The 16,575-nt window shown below is 61.5% G+C and carries 21 protein-coding genes; 13 read left to right on the top strand and 8 right to left on the bottom strand.

Annotated elements, in window-relative coordinates:
* The 4 genes from SYN60AY4M2_RS01300 to SYN60AY4M2_RS01315 all read left to right on the top strand — a co-directional run.
* Window positions 1–315, top strand: a 315-nt coding sequence (locus SYN60AY4M2_RS01300; protein WP_143597009.1) for a zinc ribbon domain-containing protein, incomplete at its 5' end; no start/stop codon positions are given.
* A gap of 34 nt (window positions 316–349) precedes the next feature.
* Window positions 350–1,051 (top strand): deoxyribose-phosphate aldolase, encoded by a 702-nt coding sequence (deoC, locus tag SYN60AY4M2_RS01305; RefSeq protein ID WP_099812139.1) that lies wholly within the window; start codon window positions 350–352, stop codon window positions 1,049–1,051.
* On the top strand, window positions 1,048–1,953 hold the full coding sequence (gene recO, locus SYN60AY4M2_RS01310) for a DNA repair protein RecO (protein WP_011430242.1): 906 nt from the start codon (window positions 1,048–1,050) through the stop codon (window positions 1,951–1,953). The genes deoC and recO overlap by 4 nt, the downstream gene beginning before the upstream one ends.
* A 453-nt stretch (window positions 1,954–2,406) precedes the next feature.
* The gene (locus tag SYN60AY4M2_RS01315; protein WP_011430241.1) at window positions 2,407–3,138 is read left to right on the top strand and encodes a response regulator transcription factor RpaB; all 732 of its coding nucleotides are present in this window, start codon (window positions 2,407–2,409) and stop codon (window positions 3,136–3,138) included.
* Here the strand turns inward: SYN60AY4M2_RS01315 and SYN60AY4M2_RS01320 are convergent.
* The 3 genes from SYN60AY4M2_RS01320 to SYN60AY4M2_RS01335 all read right to left on the bottom strand — a co-directional run bounded on the left by SYN60AY4M2_RS01320 (window position 3,108) and on the right by SYN60AY4M2_RS01335 (window position 6,562).
* Window positions 3,108–4,910: a tetratricopeptide repeat-containing glycosyltransferase family protein gene (locus SYN60AY4M2_RS01320; protein ID WP_011430240.1), complete on the bottom strand. Its 1,803-nt coding sequence runs from the start codon at window positions 4,908–4,910 to the stop codon at window positions 3,108–3,110. The genes SYN60AY4M2_RS01315 and SYN60AY4M2_RS01320 overlap by 31 nt on opposite strands.
* A 169-nt stretch (window positions 4,911–5,079) precedes the next feature.
* Window positions 5,080–5,280, bottom strand: coding sequence for a DUF2811 domain-containing protein (locus SYN60AY4M2_RS01325; RefSeq protein WP_011430239.1), 201 nt, complete (start codon window positions 5,278–5,280; stop codon window positions 5,080–5,082).
* 607 nt (window positions 5,281–5,887) lie between these two features.
* Window positions 5,888–6,562, bottom strand: a complete 675-nt coding sequence (locus SYN60AY4M2_RS01335; protein ID WP_011430237.1) for a RibD family protein — start codon at window positions 6,560–6,562, stop codon at window positions 5,888–5,890.
* Between the two features lie 90 nt (window positions 6,563–6,652).
* Between SYN60AY4M2_RS01335 and SYN60AY4M2_RS01340 the strand changes: the two genes are divergently transcribed.
* The 3 genes from SYN60AY4M2_RS01340 to clpS all read left to right on the top strand — a co-directional run bounded on the left by SYN60AY4M2_RS01340 (window position 6,653) and on the right by clpS (window position 9,469).
* On the top strand, window positions 6,653–7,048 hold the full coding sequence (locus tag SYN60AY4M2_RS01340) for a hypothetical protein (protein ID WP_099812140.1): 396 nt from the start codon (window positions 6,653–6,655) through the stop codon (window positions 7,046–7,048).
* A 145-nt stretch (window positions 7,049–7,193) separates the two neighbouring features.
* Window positions 7,194–8,960 (top strand): hypothetical protein, encoded by a 1,767-nt coding sequence (locus tag SYN60AY4M2_RS01345; RefSeq protein ID WP_240527668.1) that lies wholly within the window; start codon window positions 7,194–7,196, stop codon window positions 8,958–8,960.
* A gap of 203 nt (window positions 8,961–9,163) precedes the next feature.
* A complete protein-coding gene (gene clpS / locus SYN60AY4M2_RS01350; protein WP_011430234.1) occupies window positions 9,164–9,469 on the top strand; it encodes an ATP-dependent Clp protease adapter ClpS in 306 nt (101 codons plus the stop codon).
* On the opposite strand, the gene cobT is transcribed toward clpS, so the two are convergent.
* The gene (gene cobT / locus SYN60AY4M2_RS01355; RefSeq protein ID WP_099812141.1) at window positions 9,418–10,545 is read right to left on the bottom strand and encodes a nicotinate mononucleotide-dependent phosphoribosyltransferase CobT; all 1,128 of its coding nucleotides are present in this window, start codon (window positions 10,543–10,545) and stop codon (window positions 9,418–9,420) included. The genes clpS and cobT overlap by 52 nt on opposite strands.
* Before the next feature lie 151 nt (window positions 10,546–10,696).
* Between cobT and SYN60AY4M2_RS01360 the strand changes: the two genes are divergently transcribed.
* The 4 genes from SYN60AY4M2_RS01360 (at window position 10,697) to SYN60AY4M2_RS01375 (ending at window position 12,757) form a co-directional block, all read left to right on the top strand.
* Window positions 10,697–11,020: a DUF1825 family protein gene (locus SYN60AY4M2_RS01360; protein ID WP_011430232.1), complete on the top strand. Its 324-nt coding sequence runs from the start codon at window positions 10,697–10,699 to the stop codon at window positions 11,018–11,020.
* 34 nt (window positions 11,021–11,054) lie between these two features.
* Window positions 11,055–11,504: a transcriptional repressor gene (locus SYN60AY4M2_RS01365; protein WP_099812142.1), complete on the top strand. Its 450-nt coding sequence runs from the start codon at window positions 11,055–11,057 to the stop codon at window positions 11,502–11,504.
* Complete coding sequence (locus SYN60AY4M2_RS01370) at window positions 11,501–12,004, top strand: AbrB family transcriptional regulator (RefSeq protein WP_228375487.1); 504 nt, start codon at window positions 11,501–11,503, stop codon at window positions 12,002–12,004. The genes SYN60AY4M2_RS01365 and SYN60AY4M2_RS01370 overlap by 4 nt, the downstream gene beginning before the upstream one ends.
* A 75-nt stretch (window positions 12,005–12,079) precedes the next feature.
* Window positions 12,080–12,757 (top strand): chorismate pyruvate-lyase family protein, encoded by a 678-nt coding sequence (locus SYN60AY4M2_RS01375; RefSeq protein WP_240527669.1) that lies wholly within the window; start codon window positions 12,080–12,082, stop codon window positions 12,755–12,757.
* Here SYN60AY4M2_RS01375 and SYN60AY4M2_RS01380 read toward each other — a convergent pair.
* Window positions 12,754–13,554 carry a DUF4168 domain-containing protein gene (locus SYN60AY4M2_RS01380; RefSeq protein WP_099812143.1) on the bottom strand — a complete coding sequence of 267 codons (801 nt, stop codon included), beginning with the start codon at window positions 13,552–13,554 and terminating at the stop codon, window positions 12,754–12,756. The two genes, SYN60AY4M2_RS01375 and SYN60AY4M2_RS01380, sit on opposite strands and share 4 nt — an antisense overlap.
* 252 nt (window positions 13,555–13,806) lie before the next feature.
* On the opposite strand from SYN60AY4M2_RS01380, the gene SYN60AY4M2_RS01385 reads away from it, so the two are divergent.
* Window positions 13,807–14,037, top strand: coding sequence for a hypothetical protein (locus tag SYN60AY4M2_RS01385; protein WP_041438301.1), 231 nt, complete (start codon window positions 13,807–13,809; stop codon window positions 14,035–14,037).
* A gap of 3 nt (window positions 14,038–14,040) precedes the next feature.
* On the opposite strand, the gene SYN60AY4M2_RS01390 is transcribed toward SYN60AY4M2_RS01385, so the two are convergent.
* On the bottom strand, window positions 14,041–14,352 hold the full coding sequence (locus SYN60AY4M2_RS01390; protein ID WP_011430227.1) for a hypothetical protein: 312 nt from the start codon (window positions 14,350–14,352) through the stop codon (window positions 14,041–14,043).
* A gap of 136 nt (window positions 14,353–14,488) precedes the next feature.
* Complete coding sequence (locus tag SYN60AY4M2_RS01395) at window positions 14,489–14,776, bottom strand: hypothetical protein (RefSeq protein ID WP_011430225.1); 288 nt, start codon at window positions 14,774–14,776, stop codon at window positions 14,489–14,491.
* A gap of 319 nt (window positions 14,777–15,095) precedes the next feature.
* On the opposite strand from SYN60AY4M2_RS01395, the gene SYN60AY4M2_RS01400 reads away from it, so the two are divergent.
* Complete coding sequence (locus SYN60AY4M2_RS01400) at window positions 15,096–15,338, top strand: hypothetical protein (RefSeq protein WP_041438297.1); 243 nt, start codon at window positions 15,096–15,098, stop codon at window positions 15,336–15,338.
* Between the two features lie 16 nt (window positions 15,339–15,354).
* On the opposite strand, the gene SYN60AY4M2_RS01405 is transcribed toward SYN60AY4M2_RS01400, so the two are convergent.
* The gene (locus tag SYN60AY4M2_RS01405; protein WP_099812144.1) at window positions 15,355–16,569 is read right to left on the bottom strand and encodes an SLC13 family permease; all 1,215 of its coding nucleotides are present in this window, start codon (window positions 16,567–16,569) and stop codon (window positions 15,355–15,357) included.
* Window positions 16,570–16,575 lie beyond the last annotated feature (6 nt).

Consider the following 16,575-nt stretch of genomic DNA (forward strand, 5'->3'; position numbering starts at 1 on the left):
CAAGCCAAGAAGAAAAACGTGGTTGTCGTGGAAGTATCGGAAGCGTACACCAGCAAAACCTGTACCAAGTGCGGGCACATCCACACTAAGTTGGGTGGCGCAAAGGTGTTTAGATGCCCAAAGTGCAACCATAGGCTACCACGAGATTGGCAAGGCGCTCTGGGTGTTATGCTCAGGGCTTTGCGGGATACCGCCTTTCTGTTTGGACTCCGTCCGAGTAGCGCGGTCGCGTCAGCATCGCGTAGTGACAACGGAAACGGACAGAATGCTATCGCTTCACCGCTGAGCAGTAATGCTCAGCAGTGTTCAGCGTAAATGTATCAGGTAGTGCTGTGGGATCTGGCAACTGATGCTCTCTCTGGAGCCCAAGGGCCTGGCAGACGGCCCGATCAACTTGGCGGAGTACATCGACCATACCCTGCTGCTGCCGATGGTGACCCCAGAGGAGATCGACCAGGGGTGTGAAATTGCTCTGCGCTATGGCTTCCCCACCTTTTGTGTGCCTCCCTGCTACGTGCCGCGGGTGGTTGAGCGGCTGCACGGGTCGCCAGTACGGGTGAGCACAGTGGTGGGGTTTCCCCTGGGCACCAACACGGCGGAGGTCAAGCTCTACGAAGCTCAACTGGCGGTGGAGCAGGGGTGCCGGGAGCTGGATGTCCGCCTCAACTTGGCCTGGCTCAAGGCGGGGGAGCTGGATCGCCTCCATGCCGAGATTGCCCAACTGGTGGAAGAAACGGGGGTTTGCGTCAAGGCCATTTTGGAAACTGCCCAGCTCACTGACGAGGAAAAAAAGCTGGCCGCCGAGATCTGCATGGACGCGGGAGTTGCCTTCTTGATGACCTCCACCGGCTGGATGGGAGGGGCGACACCGGCCGATGTGCAACTGCTGTGGCAGCTTAGCCGCGGCAGGGTGGGAGTCAAAGCTTCCGGCGGCATCCGCACCGTGGCGCAGGCGGAGGCGATGATCGCCGCGGGGGCGAGCCGCATCGGCACCTCCTGGGGGCTGGAGCTGATGCGAGAGCTGGAGGCTAGAGGAGCCGGCGGCCCATGAGCGGGGTCACCTACCGGGTGACGGGTATTAACCTCAAAGCGATGCCGCTGGGGGAGGCGGATCGGATCATTACTATTTTGACCCGCGAGCAGGGCTTGATTCGGGCGGTGGCCAAGGGATCCCGTAAGCAGCTTTCCAAGTGGGGAGGGCGGATGGAGCCCTTTGTTGTCAACGATCTGCTGGTGGCGCGGGGGCGTTGGTCGGCCCAAACGGATCCCTCGCAGTGTCTCCAGCGCATCGCCCAGGCAGAAACCCTGCAGAGTTTTCCCCGTCTTGGCCGCAGCCTGGCCCATCTGACGGCGGCGCAGTACTTGGCAGAGGTGGCCCTGCTTTTGGCCCTGCCCAACCAGCCCCAGGAAGAGCTGTTTGTGCTGCTGGTGGAGCATCTGGAGCGCATCGAGCAGGCCCCTGCGACAGAGGCCGTTTTGCCGCTCCTTGTCCATGGGCTCTACCACCTTTTAGTGGTGGGGGGGGTTGCCCCCTCAGTACAAGCCTGCTACTCCTGTGGGGAGGAGTTAGCAGGTGAGGCTTTCTTCTCTCCCCACGCGGGTGGCCTGGTCTGCGATCCTTGTCGGCTGGCGCAGCGGCTCAGCCCAGTTGCCTGGGTCTCCAGTTCTGTCCTGCAGGCCTTAGGATCCCTGCCCAACCCGACCTTGCCCTCGCTGGCCGAGCGTGCGCTGCCTCTGGCGAGTTGGCTGGCGGCAGAACGTCTGTTGCGGCGGGTTTTGGAGCTGCATGCCGACCGCGCAATCCGTTCCGCTGGCCTGCTGGCCAGTTGCTACTCTGTCCCTGTTGCCGAAACCCTCCCTCCCACCCCCAGTGGCCAGGGATCCCCAGTGGCGGCAGCAGCTTTTTCTGAGGAGGATTCCGAAACGCTTGGCAGCAACCTGAAGAAGTTGTGAAGGTATGTATCAAGTCGAGCAAAATAGCTGCACAATAAAGGGTTAAGGCGGGTTAGCAGCCGCTTCTGGATGATAAATTGGGTGGTAGAAAGTAACCTCTCAGTAACTTCTTACGAAGGCCTCTCAGGTTTGGCGGCGGTCGACCGGGGTAGCGTTTGGGGAGGAGTGCCACACCTGTGCTACCGAGCAGGAGCAAGTGAAGTTGAAGTTGGCGCTTTTAACAAGATTGAATCGACTGCCGGGCGAGCCTTCGGTGTTTGTTTTCTGAAGCTCCATCCTTGGGTTGCGGTTTCCGTTGCCGACAAACAAGGGTTTGGCAGCGTTGCAGCTCCCGGGGTGAGTCCACCCCTCCAGGAGGAGCCCCTGAGGAGGCTGCATCTGACCACCTCGAGTTCGCGCTCACCTCAATTTTTTCCAATCCTTTTCATTTAGAAGTTTAGGAGTTGCAGCACCGTGGAAGCCCAGCGCAAAGAACGGATTCTCGTGGTCGATGATGAGGCCAGCATCCGCCGCATTTTGGAGACCCGCCTCTCGATGATCGGGTACGACGTGGTTACTGCTGCCGACGGAGAGGAGGCGCTGGAGGTTTTTCGCAAGCAGGATCCTGACCTGGTGGTGCTGGATGTGATGATGCCGAAGCTGGATGGCTACGGGGTCTGCCAGGAGTTGCGCAAAGAATCCGACATCCCGATCATCATGCTCACGGCGTTGGGGGACGTGGCCGACCGCATTACTGGCTTGGAACTGGGGGCAGACGACTACGTGGTTAAGCCGTTTTCGCCCAAAGAACTGGAGGCCCGCATTCGTTCGGTGCTGAGGCGGGTGGCGCGGTCGTCCCATGAAGGGATCCCCAGCTCAGGGGTAATTCAGGTGGGGGATCTTCGCATCGATACCAACAAGCGGCAGGTTTACAAGCGGGACGAGCGCATCCGCCTGACGGGGATGGAGTTTAGTTTGCTGGAGCTGCTGGTCAGCCGGTCGGGGGAGCCGTTTTCCCGCGCCGAGATTTTGCAAGAGGTGTGGGGCTACACGCCGGAGCGCCACGTGGATACGCGGGTGGTGGATGTCCACATCTCGCGGCTGCGGGCCAAGTTGGAGGATGACCCGAGCAACCCTGAGCTTATCCTGACAGCCCGCGGTACCGGCTATCTGTTTCAGCGCATCGTTCCAAAAGGCGAGGAGTAGGACGGGATCCCCCTTAGTAGCTCTTCCAGGGCTGCCCGCACCTGTTGCAGCACACCAACCCAGTTGCCGCGGGCTTCTTGGCGGAATAGGCGCATCACCCTGGGGTACCAGGGGCTGTCTTGCCGCTGCAGTAGCCAGCGCCAATCAGCGGCAAAGGGCAGCAGCACCCACACCGGCTTGCCCAGCGCCCCAGCCAGGTGGGCAACGGCAGTATCGACGCTAATTACCAGATCCAACTGGGCAACTGCCCTAGCAGTATCAACAAAATTCCGGAAACGGGATCCCAGCTCCACCACCTGGTGCTGCTTGAGAAGGGGTTCTACCTGGCTTAGATCTTCACCCACCTGCAGGCTAACCCACTGCACCTGGGGCAGATTAAGGTACTCGAGGAAGAGGTTAAGAGAACAGCTTTTTAACCTCTGCACCCGGCTGAGGGCGAGGTCGTCGCGGCGGCCACTGGCCCACACCAGCCCCACCTTTATCCCCCTCTGGGGAAGCTCTGGCCAATCTTCCGGCCAGGCGGAGCTCCCATCGGGACAAACCAGATAGGGGATGCGGTCGGGAATTGTCTCCAGCGTGGTGCCCAGGCGATGGGGCAGGCTAAGCAAGGGCAGGTGCCAGTCGAAGGGGGGCAGGGGATCCGTATCGGAAATGACCTGGACTTGAGGAAAGGAGGCTCGCAGCAACTCGACTAGGGAGTGAGGGCAGCGGAAATAGAGGGAGGCCTGCGGATGGGCGGCGGCCAAAAGGGGCAGGTAGCGCGCGAACTGAATTGTGTCTCCCAGCCCTTGTTCGGCGTAGACAAGCAGCGTCTGCCGGCCCAAGGGGGATCCCGTCCACAGGGGCAAAGGGAAGCAGGGGTAGGCCGCTCCCTGGCGCTGCAGCCGCCACTCGTACTCCTGCCACCCCTCCTCGTAGCGGCCCAGGGTGAGCAGGGCCGTGCCCAGGTTGTAGTGGATCTCCGGCCAGTCGGGGGCCAACTGCAGGCCGCGCCGATAGGCCTCGATAGCGGCCTCGAGTCGGTTTTGCTCTTGCAGGACGGTGCCCAGGTTGTTGTGGGGCTGCGCCTCCCCTGGCAGCAGCGGGATGGCCCGTAGCAGACAGTCGGCGGCCTCCTCCAGGCGATCTTGCAGGTGTAGGCAGTGGCCGAGGTTGACGAGGATCCGCCCCTCCTGCGGCGCCAGGACAAGAGCGCGGCGAAACCAGGCTTCGGCTTCTGCAAGCTGGTTGTCGAATAGGAGGGCATTGCCCAGAGCTGCCAGCGCATAAGCCTGAGGAGGTTGGGCCGCTGCCGCCTGTCGCAGCACTGCAATCGCCTGCTCCCGTTTCCCCAAAGCCAGCCAACAACTGCCCAACCGGAAGAGCAGTTGCCCGTCGTTAGGGGCAAAGGCCAGCCCCTGCTTGTAGGCGCGCGCCGCCTCCTCCGGGTTGCCCAGCAGCATCCAGGCATCGCCCAGCTCCTGCCAGGCCGGCACCCAATCTCTCCGTAGGTGCAGCGCCAGTTGCAAAGGGGTCAAAGCTTGGCGGGGATCCCCCATCTGCAGATAGAGGGATCCCAGCAACGCCTGGGCGGCGAACAGGTGGGGATGGGCCCGGGTAAGCTGCCGGCAGAGGTGCAGTGCTGTCTCCAGATCCCCTGCTTGTCGGTGGCGCTCGGCCAGCGCCAGGGTCGCCTCTGGGGAAGGGAAGGGGGATAGACCGGAGCCTCTTCCTAGGCCTTTTGGCCCAGCCGTCTGCCGGTCGCCCTTTCCTCGCCCAAAGCCCTGTGGCACGGTTTTTCCCTTGGTGGATCCCTTTTTTGCCCTTCCCGCCGGTATTCAGCAACAGCGGGACATCTCCCTACTCAGGTTAACAGTTCAGGTGAATAGGACGTTCTTGACAGAGCGTTCCTACCCCCCCGCTCCTGAATCGGGCCATCCTCGGCGCTTGCCTTGCGAGGGCTCAGTTGCGGCGAAACAGGCTGTCTAAGTAAATACGGGCAGCGCGCCGATCCGTGTCTCCGCTCTGGAGCAGGAATAACGAGAGCGCTGCCGTTACGACCCGATCTTGATCCCAATCGGGGTGACGAGAGAGGTAGTTTTTGAGGGTGTCGTGTAGCTCCTCGGGAATTTCGCTCAAAATGCTGACGGTGGGAGAATCCATAGCCCAACCACCTACTCGGGGTTAACAGGGAAACCAAGAAAACCTAAGGAGCCGGCCAAAACCGGGCCTGCCCAGAAGGGAAAAAACAAGCCAACCCAGCTCTCTAACTTGGGTACGCCGGGGGCCGCATCGGCCCCGCCAAAAGCAAGACAGTGTGTAGAAGTTTGCCCCTAGCCCGTCCGGCAGCGGCCAGAGGATACCAAACTGCCCCTTGGCCTTGTCTCAGGCAGGAGAAGGGATAGAGTTTTTGGGCAAAGGGTTCTTTGCCTCTGAGGAGAGCTGCCAGGAAAATCTCCCCCTCACCTCAGGTGCGGCTATTCTGCCCTCTGCCCCATGGGGGGTGTCAATCCTGGGCAGCGGCTCCAAGTTTGTTCAAGCCCGCCGCCGGCTTTGATGCCATCGGCAAAAACGGCGCGATCCCGTTGCGTTTCTCAAGGTGTATCCGTCTGAACTTTCCAGTTTGGACTTTTCCACAAAAACCCTCGCTGCCGTTTCCTGAGGTCACAGGCCTGTGGAAAACAGGCCTCCTCTCTGTGGAAAGTCTGGGGAAAACCTGTGGATTTCTGAGAAATCTAAATTTGTCCAAAAATTTTTCTCGCGAGCCCCCTCAGGGCCACTCGACCCGGTAGCGCAAAAACAGCTCCTTAGAGCCACGGTGGCACTCCAGCAGCTCCAGTTGGGGCGGGGATCCCTGCAGCTGCCAGCCCTCGATGCTGGCGGGCGCATCGGCATACCCACTCAGCAGCACCGGCGCCAGGGTCACCCACAGCTCATCCAAGGCCCCTGCCTGCAAAAACGCCCCCAAAAGCCGGCCCCCGCCCAGCAACCCCACCCGTTCGATGCCCAAACTGCGCAGGCGCGCCAGCCGTGCCGGCAGATCCCAATCGGCAGCCACCCAGATCTCTTCAAAGCCGGTTCGGTTCTGCCAAAGCCGGGATCCCTGGGGAGTTGTCCACAGCCAGCGGGTGAGGGGCTGGCGAAAAAACGGCAAATCCTCAGGAATCTCCCCGCTGCCGGAGCAGATGATCGTCAGGGGCTGAGGGGAGAGGCCCTGCTGGAGTCGGCGTTGGATGAGCTCGGGATCCCGGATGCGCAGGCTGGTGCCGTAGGCCCGCAGCGTGGCCGCCCCCATGATCAAAGCCTGTTGCCGGGCAGCTTGGGTTTCCAGGTGCTGGTGGTCTTCGGCGCTGGCGAAGTGGGGCCTTTGCCCGCGGTGGGTGGCGATCCTGCCGTCCAGACTCTGGGCCAGGATGGCAACCACGTGAGGACGAGCTGTTTTCAAAGGCAACTCTCGAACAATTGGCCAGAATGGAGTTAGAAGTTGTCGCCCCGGCTGCCGCTTCGGTTCTGGGGTCGCCTCAGCCGGATAAGTATGCTCGGGACATTCCAATCTTCCACCATCCGCATCGAGGTCGAGGCCAGTTCCTCGACCTTGCAGCGCTGCTTGACCGAGGTGGGGCTGTTGCAGCAGTGGCTCTGGCCGCAGCAGTTGCAGGGATCCCTGCCCGCTAGGCTGGAGCTGGGCAGCACCTTTGCCGTCCAGTGGGGCCCCGTCTCGATCACGCACCAGGTGGAAACCCTGCTGCCGAAACGGCTACGCCTACTAATGTGGGGCGGAGCCGATGGCTACTGCGACTGGATGTGGGGCAACGGCTGGGTACAGCTCCGGGTTGAGGCCGTCTCCCTCCTGCCCCTTGGACTGGGGCAGTTGCTGCTCCTGAGGCAGTTGCAACAGTTTGCCCGACGCCAAGAACAACAGCCCTCCTGAGCAGGAATTAACCAAAGCGGGCGCTGCAATAAAATCCGTGGATCCGCGGTTTATCGAGCTAACTTGTAGGTTTAAATCTCCCTTCCTCAAGGGTTTTCTGCTACGAGAGATGTACTAGATTTACTAGTCACAGCGAAGGAGCCCGATGAACCCTCCCCTAGCTGCAGCCGACCAGGAAAAGTTTGAGATCCGTTTGGGGGAAGCCCTCAACAAAGCGGGGTTGCTCACCCCCGCCCAGTTGGCTCAGGCCATGTGGGAAAAGGCGGATAACCCCTTGATGTTGGGGGAGCTGTGCATGCAGCACGGCTGGGTTGCCCCGCAAGATCTCTATCCCTTTATCCCGGTCGAGTTGGTGCGCATCGGCGAGATCCTGGTGCTGCATGGGTATCTGGAACTGGAGCACGTGTATCAAGCTTTGCTTCAGCAAAAGCACCACCCCGAGCGCAAGTTGGGGCAGATCCTGGTGCAGCAGGGCTGGGTGCAGCCCCACTGGTTGGAGTGGGCCCTCGACAAGCAGCAGCAGCTCCGGCGACGGCGAGGAGCTGCCAACAGTTGGGAAGTGATGCTGGAGCAGTGGTCCACCATTCCGGATCAGCCCCCCCTCTACGCTTCGCCGCTGCAGGTGGCGCAGCAAGTTCACAAAGCTACCGCGCAATACCAAGCCCAACTGGAGCGCTACCAAGAGCAGGTTGCCGCCCTAGAAGCGCAACTGGAGCGGGAGCGACAGCAGCTCGTTGAGTCTCAATCCCGCCAGCAGCAGCAGCAACAGCGCATTGCCGAGTTGGAAGCCCAACTGGCGGCTCAAATCCAGCAGGGATCCGAGCAACACAGGGCTGCCCAGCAGCGCATTCAGGAGTTGGAGGAGCAGCTCCGAGCGCAGCAAGATCGGGGATCCGCGCAAGTCCAGGCACTGGCCGAGCAGTTGCAAGCTGCCCAGGCCGAGCTGGAGACCCTGCGGCGCCACTGCCACGAGCTGACGGAATGGCAATCTCAGGCCAAGCTCAAGCTGCAAGAGTTGGGATCCCGGCTGCAGCAGCATCAGCAAGCTGAGGCTCAACTGCGCCAGGCTCTTGAGCACAAGGAAGCCGAATTGGCCGCTCTCAGCCAATCGCTGCAGGAGCAGCAGCACCAGCTTCAAGTGGCCCAATCGACGAAGGCCCGCCTCATTGCCGACCTGGCCCACGCCCGCCAAGAAGCCAGCCAGACCATCCACCGGCTGCGGGGGGAACTTCAGGAAGCCCAGACCCAACTCCAGGTAACTCAAGAACGCCTGCAGGAAGTCCAAGCCCAACTGCAAGCCACCCAAAGCCATCTGCAGTCCACCGAAGCCCAGCTCCAACAGGCCCGAGAGCAGGTGCGCCAGCTCCAGGCCCAAGTGCAGGCCAACCGGACGCCGTCGCCTGCCCCGGCTACCCAAACTGCGAGCGTGGCCGAATCGACCGCAGATGCCGAGCTGCCGCCTCAGGAGTATTTGGGAGAAGAAGATCTGGAAGCGCTGCAGCGGGCCAACCCTTGGGTGCGGCGGATCTTGACCCAGTTGCGCGCAGCCGGTCTCCTCGACAACGCCGGCATCGAAACCGTCCTCCACGCCTGGGAAACAGAGGGCGGCACTTTCACAGACGTGCTGACCCACCACAGCGGCCTCAAGCCGGAGACAGTCAAGTTTTTCAGCGAAGACGGCTACTCTGTCTACCTGGCAGGCGGACGGCACGTGGCCGACTACCTTAAGGCTTCGGGGCTGGTCAGCGCCGCGCAAATCCAGCAGATCCAAGAGCACCTACCCCCTGGGGGATCCCTCTGCCAGGCGCTTGTCGAAGCCGGGATCCTGTCGCAAGCCACCGCCCTCTATTTTGAGCGCCACTTCGGTGGCAAAAAGCCCCGTCGCTCCCTGCGGCAAGAGCTGATGTTGTGAGAGCGGATCGGGGATCCGCACCTCTTTCCCATCTCTTGCACCGGCAAGGGATCCAAAGGCAAATACGGGCTGCCGGCAGACCCCATGCGTCCACTGGAGACTAGGAACTAGAATGGACTCAGAATCAACAGCGACCGATTTTTGGCTGTTGAGAAAGTTGAATGTGACCTAGGTATCCAGATGTTGTCCTGAGTTCTGCTGCTATGACCACGGAAGCTCCCACTCGACCTGCTCAGCAGTCGTCTCCGTCGAGAACCCGGGTTCGCCAGCCCTACCCCCACTTCAAGGTGATCGTCTTGGATGACGATTTCAACACCTTTCAGCATGTTACCGAATGCTTGCTCAAGTACATCCCCGGCATGACCCTGCCCCTGGCACGGCAACTGACCGTGCAGGTGGATGCCGAAGGGCAGGCGGTGGTTTGGGTCGGCCCGCAAGAGCAAGCAGAGCTCTACCATCAACAGTTGCTGCGGGAGGGCCTGACGATGGCCCCCCTGGAGCCGGCCTGAAGCACGAGCTGCTCGTAGCTGCGCTCAACGGCGGCCAGTAGCTCTGCCTGGCCCCAGCCGGCATAGAGGCTGCTGACAATGGCCAGCCCACCCGCCCCCACCCCTTCCTTGACATAGCCCCGCTCGTAGGCCCGGAGGGGGGCATAGCGGCTTTGGGCAAAGCTGAGTTGGGTGGCCAAAAGGGGAACCTCGCCCAGCAGCTCCGCCAAACCCACCGTATTGCCCGAGGGATCCTCGGCCACCCAGCGGGTGGTACCTATGGCTACATTCTCCGGGGGCCAGGGGATCCCTTGCTCTTCCCCCCAGCGCCGCATCAGGGCCAGCACCGCCAGCATTTGGGTGCCGCCCGCCAGCAGCACCGGCCCCCGCTGGGCTGCCGCCATCGCCAGCCCGGCTACAAAAGGCTGCATCGGATCCCCCACAGCGGCCACCACCTCTGGGGCGGTAGCCCTGGCGGGAAGTCTGGCCAATCCCTGCCGGGCCAAGGCCAGCTTTTGGGCGTGGTTACAGACCGGGTGGCTGCTGTTGACCATGCCCTCTGCTTGCCAGCCCAGCCCCAACAACACTGCCAGCGCCGTGGTGGTGCCTCCCGCCACACATTCTCCGATGACGCAGTAGCTCGACTCCAGCCGGGATCCCCGCTCATACCCCTTCTGCCACAGGGATCCCACCTGCTCCAAAGACAGAGCCTGCCCTGTGCTCAAGCAGCGGGCTATTCCCCTGGCGCTGACCGTTTCTGCCCCCGGCAGAGGCTCCGGCAAACCACAGTCGAACACGCGACAGGGGATCCCCAACTCCCTCAGGACGGCGCGGCTGATCACCACCGGTGAAGGATAGCCATCGGGAGAGGTGGGCAGGCGGTGAGAATAGTCCCCCAGCAACACCTCTCCATCGGCAAGGGCCGTGTAGCGCCGCAAGGAGGGCGTGGCGCCGGCAGCCGAGATGCCGGGAATAAGAGCCGTTTCCGTAAACCCCAGGCAGGCCAAAAACAGCGGTCGGGATCCCTGCACCCGTTGGCACCACTGCTGGGCCAAAGACGGCTGCGTATAAGCCTTCACACCAGGAAAGGGGAACATAAGCGGGGCAGACAGGTCAAAACTCCATTCTCCACCCAAGCGAAGGACGGGATCCCGTACTGGCCGGAAAACGGCAGGGACTGCGACCCCCCAACCCGATCGGATAGGATGGGTATACCCAATGCAGTTTATTTAGGGCAGACGAAAGGCCATGAGCTTCTTCGACTCGGAGATCGTTCAAGAAGAAGCCAAGCAGCTGTTTCAGGACTTCCAAAACCTGATGCGACTTGGCGAGCGCTACGGCCAATTCGACCGGGAAGGCAAAAAAATCTTCATCGAGCGAATGGAAGAATTGCTGGAGCGGCAGCGCATTTTCATGAAGCGGCTGGAGCTCTCCGACGACTTTATGGCTCAGATGACCATCAAACAACTGCAAACCCAGCTTGGGGGGTTTGGGCTCACCCTCAGCCAAATGTTCGACCAAATGCACCAAACCCTAGAGCGCATGAAAGCCGAGGCCGACGCCGAGCGCTAACCTTGCTGGTGACCCCTCAGAACGAAAAGGGATCATGTCCTCCTCCCGCCAGACCCGCAGCCAAAAACTGATCCTGGAAGTCTTGAAGCAGAGCTTGCGGCCCCTCTCGGCCCAAGAGATCTTCCTGGAGTTGCGCAATGCCAACCATAGCGTTGGCTTGGCCACGGTCTACCGGGCTTTGGAGGCTCTGCGCAACGAGGGCAAGCTGCAAGCGGTCAACTTGGGAGATCAGCAGACCTACTATCAGGTTTTGCCCAGCAACGGCCACAACCGCCATCACCTCATTTGCACCGAATGTCGGCGGGTGGTGCCTCTGCCGGATTGCCCAGTGGGAGACCTGGAGGAGCAGCTTGCCAGCCGCTACCAATTTGTCATCGAGTACCATGTGCTTGACTTCTACGGCATCTGCGCCGAATGCCGTGGGGAGGGCAGCTCCAACCCTGGCTCACAGCGATCCTCTTGCCTTGAGGCCAAACCGCAATGATGAACTATCTCTGGACGCTGTTGATCGGATTGGCGGGCGCCCTGATTGCAGTCAAGCTGAGGCTGCCGGCAGGAGCTTTGGTGGGTTCGATGGTAGCAGTGGGTTTGGTCAATGTTTGGGGAGCGATCCCGATCCCCACTCCCCCAGCCGGGATCCGCTTTGTCATGCAGGTGGTGCTGGGCATTCTTTTGGGCAGCAAGCTCACCGCCGATACGCTGTTGGCCTTGAAAGATCTGTGGCGACCGGCCCTGCTCTGTACGGTGATTGCGGTGGGCACGGGAGTTTTGTCGGGGTACTTGATCTCCCGTTGGCTGGGGATCGAGCGCCTGACCGCCATCTTGGGCACCGCTCCGGGAGGCATTTCGGACATGAGCCTGATAGCCCTGGACATGGGGGCGCAAGCCAGCACGGTGGTGGTCATGCACCTGGCCCGCCTGATCAGCGTCATCGTGGTCGTCCCCTGGCTGGTACGGCTGCTGATCCAGCCGGGCACCAGCTAGGAACATCCCTAGAGCAGAGACATGGGGTGGGCTAGACTAAGGAGCGATACAGAACTTAACAACTCAACCTCCGCCTTGGAACTTTTCCCTTCTTCACTCACCTGCCATGGCGACGCTGCGGGATCCCCTTGGAGCGCTGCCCTCTGTTCTAACGTCTCCTCTGGCCAAGGCGATTGGTGGCCCCTGCAACTGTATTGGCAGGGGGAGGCAGATCCGCTACAGCCTGAGTTGGTGCAGGTGGATCCTGTGTTGCGCTTGCTGCTTTTGGGGGATGGCTTGACCACCCGCACTCTGGCTGCCTTGACCCAAGAGCCGATTCAGGCCCATCTGCTCGACACGGGCCGGGTCGAGCTGCTGGCAGAGCAGAGCGCCGCCCCCCAGTCCATGCAACGGCTGACCAAGGATCTGGCGCGGCTGGGATCCCCCTTGCTGCGGCGGCGGGTTTGGCTGTGTGGAGCGGCCTCGCAACAGCCCTTGCTCTATGCCACCTCTTGGTGGAACTCCGACCATCTGGCCCAATACTTGCCCCATCCCGATTTGCCCATTGGCCAAAATCTGATCCAAGAAAAACTGGAGACCTTTCGCGAAGTGCGTCGCCTCTACTATGGCGAAGCCGAGCCAGTTGCCCGGCTGCTCAACTGTCGCGGCCCTTTTTGGGCTAGGCATTATCTTTTGCTGCACCGAGGCCAGCCTTTGACTGTTATTTACGAAGTTTTTTCTTCCCGCCTACAGGCCAGGGTCTTGTCGGGCTAGGGCGACATCCAGCGGCGCACGGCTGCGGTGACTGCGGCTGCCACACCCGGATCCGACTGGGCGCTGGCAGAGATGCGGTGATAGTCCTCTGGGGTCAGTTGATGGGCGGCGATGATCTTGGCGGCTGCGGTTTCAAACTGTTGTTCAATTTGCCGACGTTCCTCGCTGCCCTTGGCCTGCTGCAGGCGAGTTTGGGTGGCCGCCAGAAGGGGCTGCACCGCCAGCAGAGCGCGGGCGAAGCGGTCGACCTGCTCTGGGGAAGGCTTCAAGAAGTCTTCAGAAGGGGCGGCTGGGGCCGAGATCCTCCTTTCCGAGGCGTTGCCCGTCTCGGATGTCTGGGGGACGGTGGCCAGGGAGGGATCCGCGTTGCCGGACAACTGAGGGGCGCCAACAACAGCCGTTTTGCCGGCCACATCCAAACCTTGGGCCGGGATGCGAGCATTCCAAAGGGCCAAGCTTGCCAAACAGAGAGCAGCTCCGCTCAAGACAGCGCTCAAGAGGGCCAGCCAACCGGCAGGGGCCACGGTCGGCTGCGGCACCGGCAAAGGAGAAGGCTGGAGGCTGAGATCGTAGGCCCGGCGCTGCCGGCTGTCGCTGAGGACGCGGTAGGCCTGTTGGAGCTGAAGAAACTCTCGCTGGGCCAATTGCCGCAACCCCTCGGGGAGATCGGCAGGCAGACGATCCGGATGAATCTCGCGCACCCGCCGGCGGTAGACGGCTTTGATCTCCTCCAGGCTGGCTTGGGGAGAAAGCCCCAACTGTTGGTAGTAGGTGGGGAAAACAGACGGAGTAGACATGGAAGACTCAGCTAGAAAACCATCGCCTCGGCAAGTGGGGATCCCTCTCTGTCGCCCAGCATATCCTCCCCGTTTCGGGAAAGCTGCTGGCCCATGCGTGGGGGCTTGCGGACAGGCTTTCCAGGGATGATTCTGGGATCCAGAACAACTTTCTCAAGGGATCCCTGTTTAGAAGCCCCAGAAGCGAGGGGATAGGGTCTCAGAGCGCCCACCCTGGCAGCAGCGGCATCGACCGGAGCGGCGGCTGAGCAGGTGCAGCGGCAGACCCACCCGCCTGGCGCGGGATCTCCTCACCGGCTGGAGCTGATGCCGCGCCATACCCGACGCGATTGCGATGGGGATCGGGTAGAGGTGGGCCCACAGTTGAACATCTGGGCGGGCGTTTGCAAGTACGAGCTGAAGAACTTGCACGATCCGGAGTTGCAATGGCTGGCCGCCGAGCTGGGCTGCTGGCTGCAGGTTTCGGTCGAGAAGAAGGTATAGCGGTTAATCCAAGTAGGCGCTCAGCTCCTGCTCCAGGGTGGGCAACTGCACCTCTCCTCGTTCCAGCTCCTCTAGGTCTTGCAGTTGCCTGCGCAGGCGGGCAATCCGCTCTCGTAGATACTCTTTGATGCCCTTGGGCCCCAGGCTGAGGCAACTGCGGCAGATCTCGCCGTAGATTTGGCCGCGGTCGTTATAGACCACCGCCAGCAACACCTGCTGCCCCTTTTTTGGGATAGGGGCGGCCCATCCACCGCAGACGATGCAGGGCACCCGGCCATTGCCCCCGTAAATGCTGCGTTCCCAGACAACTCTCACGCGCGGCCTCACTGCAACTTTCGCCCACCAGCATAAAAACTCAGGGGGATCCCTTGCCACCCCGGAGCGCTCGCCAACTCCCCTCTCCCTTTGGGAGAGGGGTCGGGGGTGAGGGTTGAAAAGGGATCCCTAAAGTCTAGGTGCCAGGCGAGGTGGGCCGAGAGCGATCGATGGTGCGATAGGTGAGGCTGGCCGCTACCTCCAGAGCTTTGGCGGCGTCGCGGAAGTAAAATCCCAGCTCCTCATCCTTTTCGGTGCGGTTGGGTTTATTGAACTTGGCCTTGAACTGCACATTGCAATACATGGCCAACCCCACCAAAACCTCCGACAAACCGTGCTGGTTGATCAGCCGCTCCACATCTGTAAGCAGGCTTTTGATTAGGGCATCGGCTACCGGTTCTGGCAAACTGTCCAGGTCGTGCATCGGGTTTCCTCAGCAAACGAGATGGAGAGCCGGTGGGTCTGGGATCCCGGCTCAACTTCTCCTGATTTTCCTGCATCTTTTTGGGAATGCCCAATCCTGTCGCTAACGCTGCTGCCCCTGCCGGAGCCCCAGGGTAACAACTGGAGGGCTCCCTGGCCGCCTGCTCCAGGCGACGGGCAAGCTCTTTGGAGCCGGGATGCCGCACGCGGTTCAGGTGAAGCAAATAGGCGTACGGCGCATCTGTTTTTGGAGCTTCCCCGCAAGGGACAATGCGAAAATAGGCCAAGCGCAGCGTAGAGTCCAGGTTTGGAGTGGAGCCATGCCGGTAGCTTCTGAATATGCCTTTCCCTTCGAGCACCACCAGAAGTTTTCCCTGGATAACCCCACCATCTCTAGCCCCGGCGTTTCCAAACGGGAATACGTGGCCAGCAGGGTGTTGCAGGGCATGCTCAGCAATCCCCAAACTGCCATTGGCAATCTCTCGCCTGAGCAGCGACAGGCTTTGGTCTACACGGCAGTGTTGTTGGCAGATGAGCTTTTGGCCGCCCTTAGTGCCCAGTGAGGGCTCCCGGCAAGGCTCAGGGCTGACCCAGCCACAGACCGCTAAACCCAAGGGTAAGCAGCGTCAGGGGCAGGCCAAAGCGGAGATGTTCCCCGAACGTTAACACATACCCCTTTCTAGCTGCCGCTTCGACGGTAATTAAATTGGCCACTGCCCCAAACAGAGTCAAGTTACCGGCCAGCGTAGAGCCGGCAGACAGCAACAGCCAGGCCGTCTTTCCCTGCAGCGGGAGCAGCGACTGCAGCAGCAGCACCGCCGGCACGTTGGAGATGAGGTTGGACAAGAGGGCGACAGCGGCCAGCAGCGCCAACGGGGATCCCGCCACCTGCTCCGCCCAGGGCCCCAGACTCGTTCCCCAGCCGGCCAGCAGCTCTCGGGTTGCCCGTGTCAGGATAAACAGCCCGGAGAACATCACCAGCAAGTTCCAGTCCACCTGCCCCAAAAACCGCTCCGGCTTCAGCCGGCGGGTAATCAGCAGCAAGGCCGCCGCCACCAGGGCCGACTCCGCTAGGGGCAGGCCGGCCACAAAGGACCCAAACAGGCCCGCTGTAATGGCCACGCTCTTGCGCAACAGGGGGGGATAGAGGCGCAGCGGCGTCCAAGGCACCTGGGCGAAGGGCTGCAGCGAGCGCACCTCGGGGTAGTAGAGCCACAGCAGCCCCACCTCCAACAGCAGCCCCACCACGGCAATCGGGGTCATCTGGGCGGCAAACTCCAGGTAGCCGATCCCGGAGAAGGAGGCGATGAGGATGTTCTGCGGGTTGCCGCTCAGGGTGGCTACAGACCCTAGGTTGGTGGCCGCCGCCAAGCCCAAGAGGTAAGGAATAGGGTTCAGCCCCAGCACGGCTGTCACCTGCAACGTGAGGGGGGTAAACACCAGTGCCAGGGTATCGTTGAGGAGAAAGGCCGAGAGCAGCCCGCTGCCGAACACCAGCATGAGCAAAAGGCCAAAGGGACTGCGGCTAACCCGAATCAGGCCCAGCAAAGCTAGCTGGAAGGCGCCGCCCTGGGACAAGCTGGCGTTCACCACCATCATGCTGAGGAGAAAGACAATCGTGGTCGCGTCGATGGCTGCCCAAGCCTCCAGCAGCGGCACTGTTCCTAGGGCAATCAGCAAAGCGGATCCCGCCAGGGCAATCGTGGCCCGGTTCATGCGCAGCCTGGGCAGGGATCCCAGCCCCAGCCCGACATAGCTCAGGAGCAGCACCAGCCAAGACAGCGCTTGTTGCACCTGCCA

The organism is Synechococcus sp. 60AY4M2 (assembly GCF_002760375.1).
In the GTDB taxonomy this organism is placed as follows: Bacteria; Cyanobacteriota; Cyanobacteriia; order Thermostichales; family Thermostichaceae; genus Thermostichus.

Excerpts from the sequence above, each read along its gene's own strand:
- SYN60AY4M2_RS01360 (WP_011430232.1), top strand. The coding sequence starts at position 10,697 with ATGAGCTTCTTCGACTCGGAGATCGTTCAAGAAGAAGCCAAGCAGCTG.
- deoC (WP_099812139.1), top strand. The coding sequence starts at position 350 with ATGCTCTCTCTGGAGCCCAAGGGCCTGGCAGACGGCCCGATCAACTTG.
- SYN60AY4M2_RS01345 (WP_240527668.1), top strand. The coding sequence starts at position 7,194 with ATGAACCCTCCCCTAGCTGCAGCCGACCAGGAAAAGTTTGAGATCCGT.
- SYN60AY4M2_RS01380 (WP_099812143.1), bottom strand. The coding sequence starts at position 13,554 with ATGTCTACTCCGTCTGTTTTCCCCACCTACTACCAACAGTTGGGGCTT.
- SYN60AY4M2_RS01325 (WP_011430239.1), bottom strand. The coding sequence starts at position 5,280 with ATGGATTCTCCCACCGTCAGCATTTTGAGCGAAATTCCCGAGGAGCTA.
- SYN60AY4M2_RS01370 (WP_228375487.1), top strand. The coding sequence starts at position 11,501 with ATGATGAACTATCTCTGGACGCTGTTGATCGGATTGGCGGGCGCCCTG.
- recO (WP_011430242.1), top strand. The coding sequence starts at position 1,048 with ATGAGCGGGGTCACCTACCGGGTGACGGGTATTAACCTCAAAGCGATG.
- clpS (WP_011430234.1), top strand. The coding sequence starts at position 9,164 with ATGACCACGGAAGCTCCCACTCGACCTGCTCAGCAGTCGTCTCCGTCG.
- SYN60AY4M2_RS01395 (WP_011430225.1), bottom strand. The coding sequence starts at position 14,776 with ATGCACGACCTGGACAGTTTGCCAGAACCGGTAGCCGATGCCCTAATC.
- SYN60AY4M2_RS01340 (WP_099812140.1), top strand. The coding sequence starts at position 6,653 with ATGCTCGGGACATTCCAATCTTCCACCATCCGCATCGAGGTCGAGGCC.
- cobT (WP_099812141.1), bottom strand. The coding sequence starts at position 10,545 with ATGTTCCCCTTTCCTGGTGTGAAGGCTTATACGCAGCCGTCTTTGGCC.
- SYN60AY4M2_RS01365 (WP_099812142.1), top strand. The coding sequence starts at position 11,055 with ATGTCCTCCTCCCGCCAGACCCGCAGCCAAAAACTGATCCTGGAAGTC.
- SYN60AY4M2_RS01400 (WP_041438297.1), top strand. The coding sequence starts at position 15,096 with ATGCCGGTAGCTTCTGAATATGCCTTTCCCTTCGAGCACCACCAGAAG.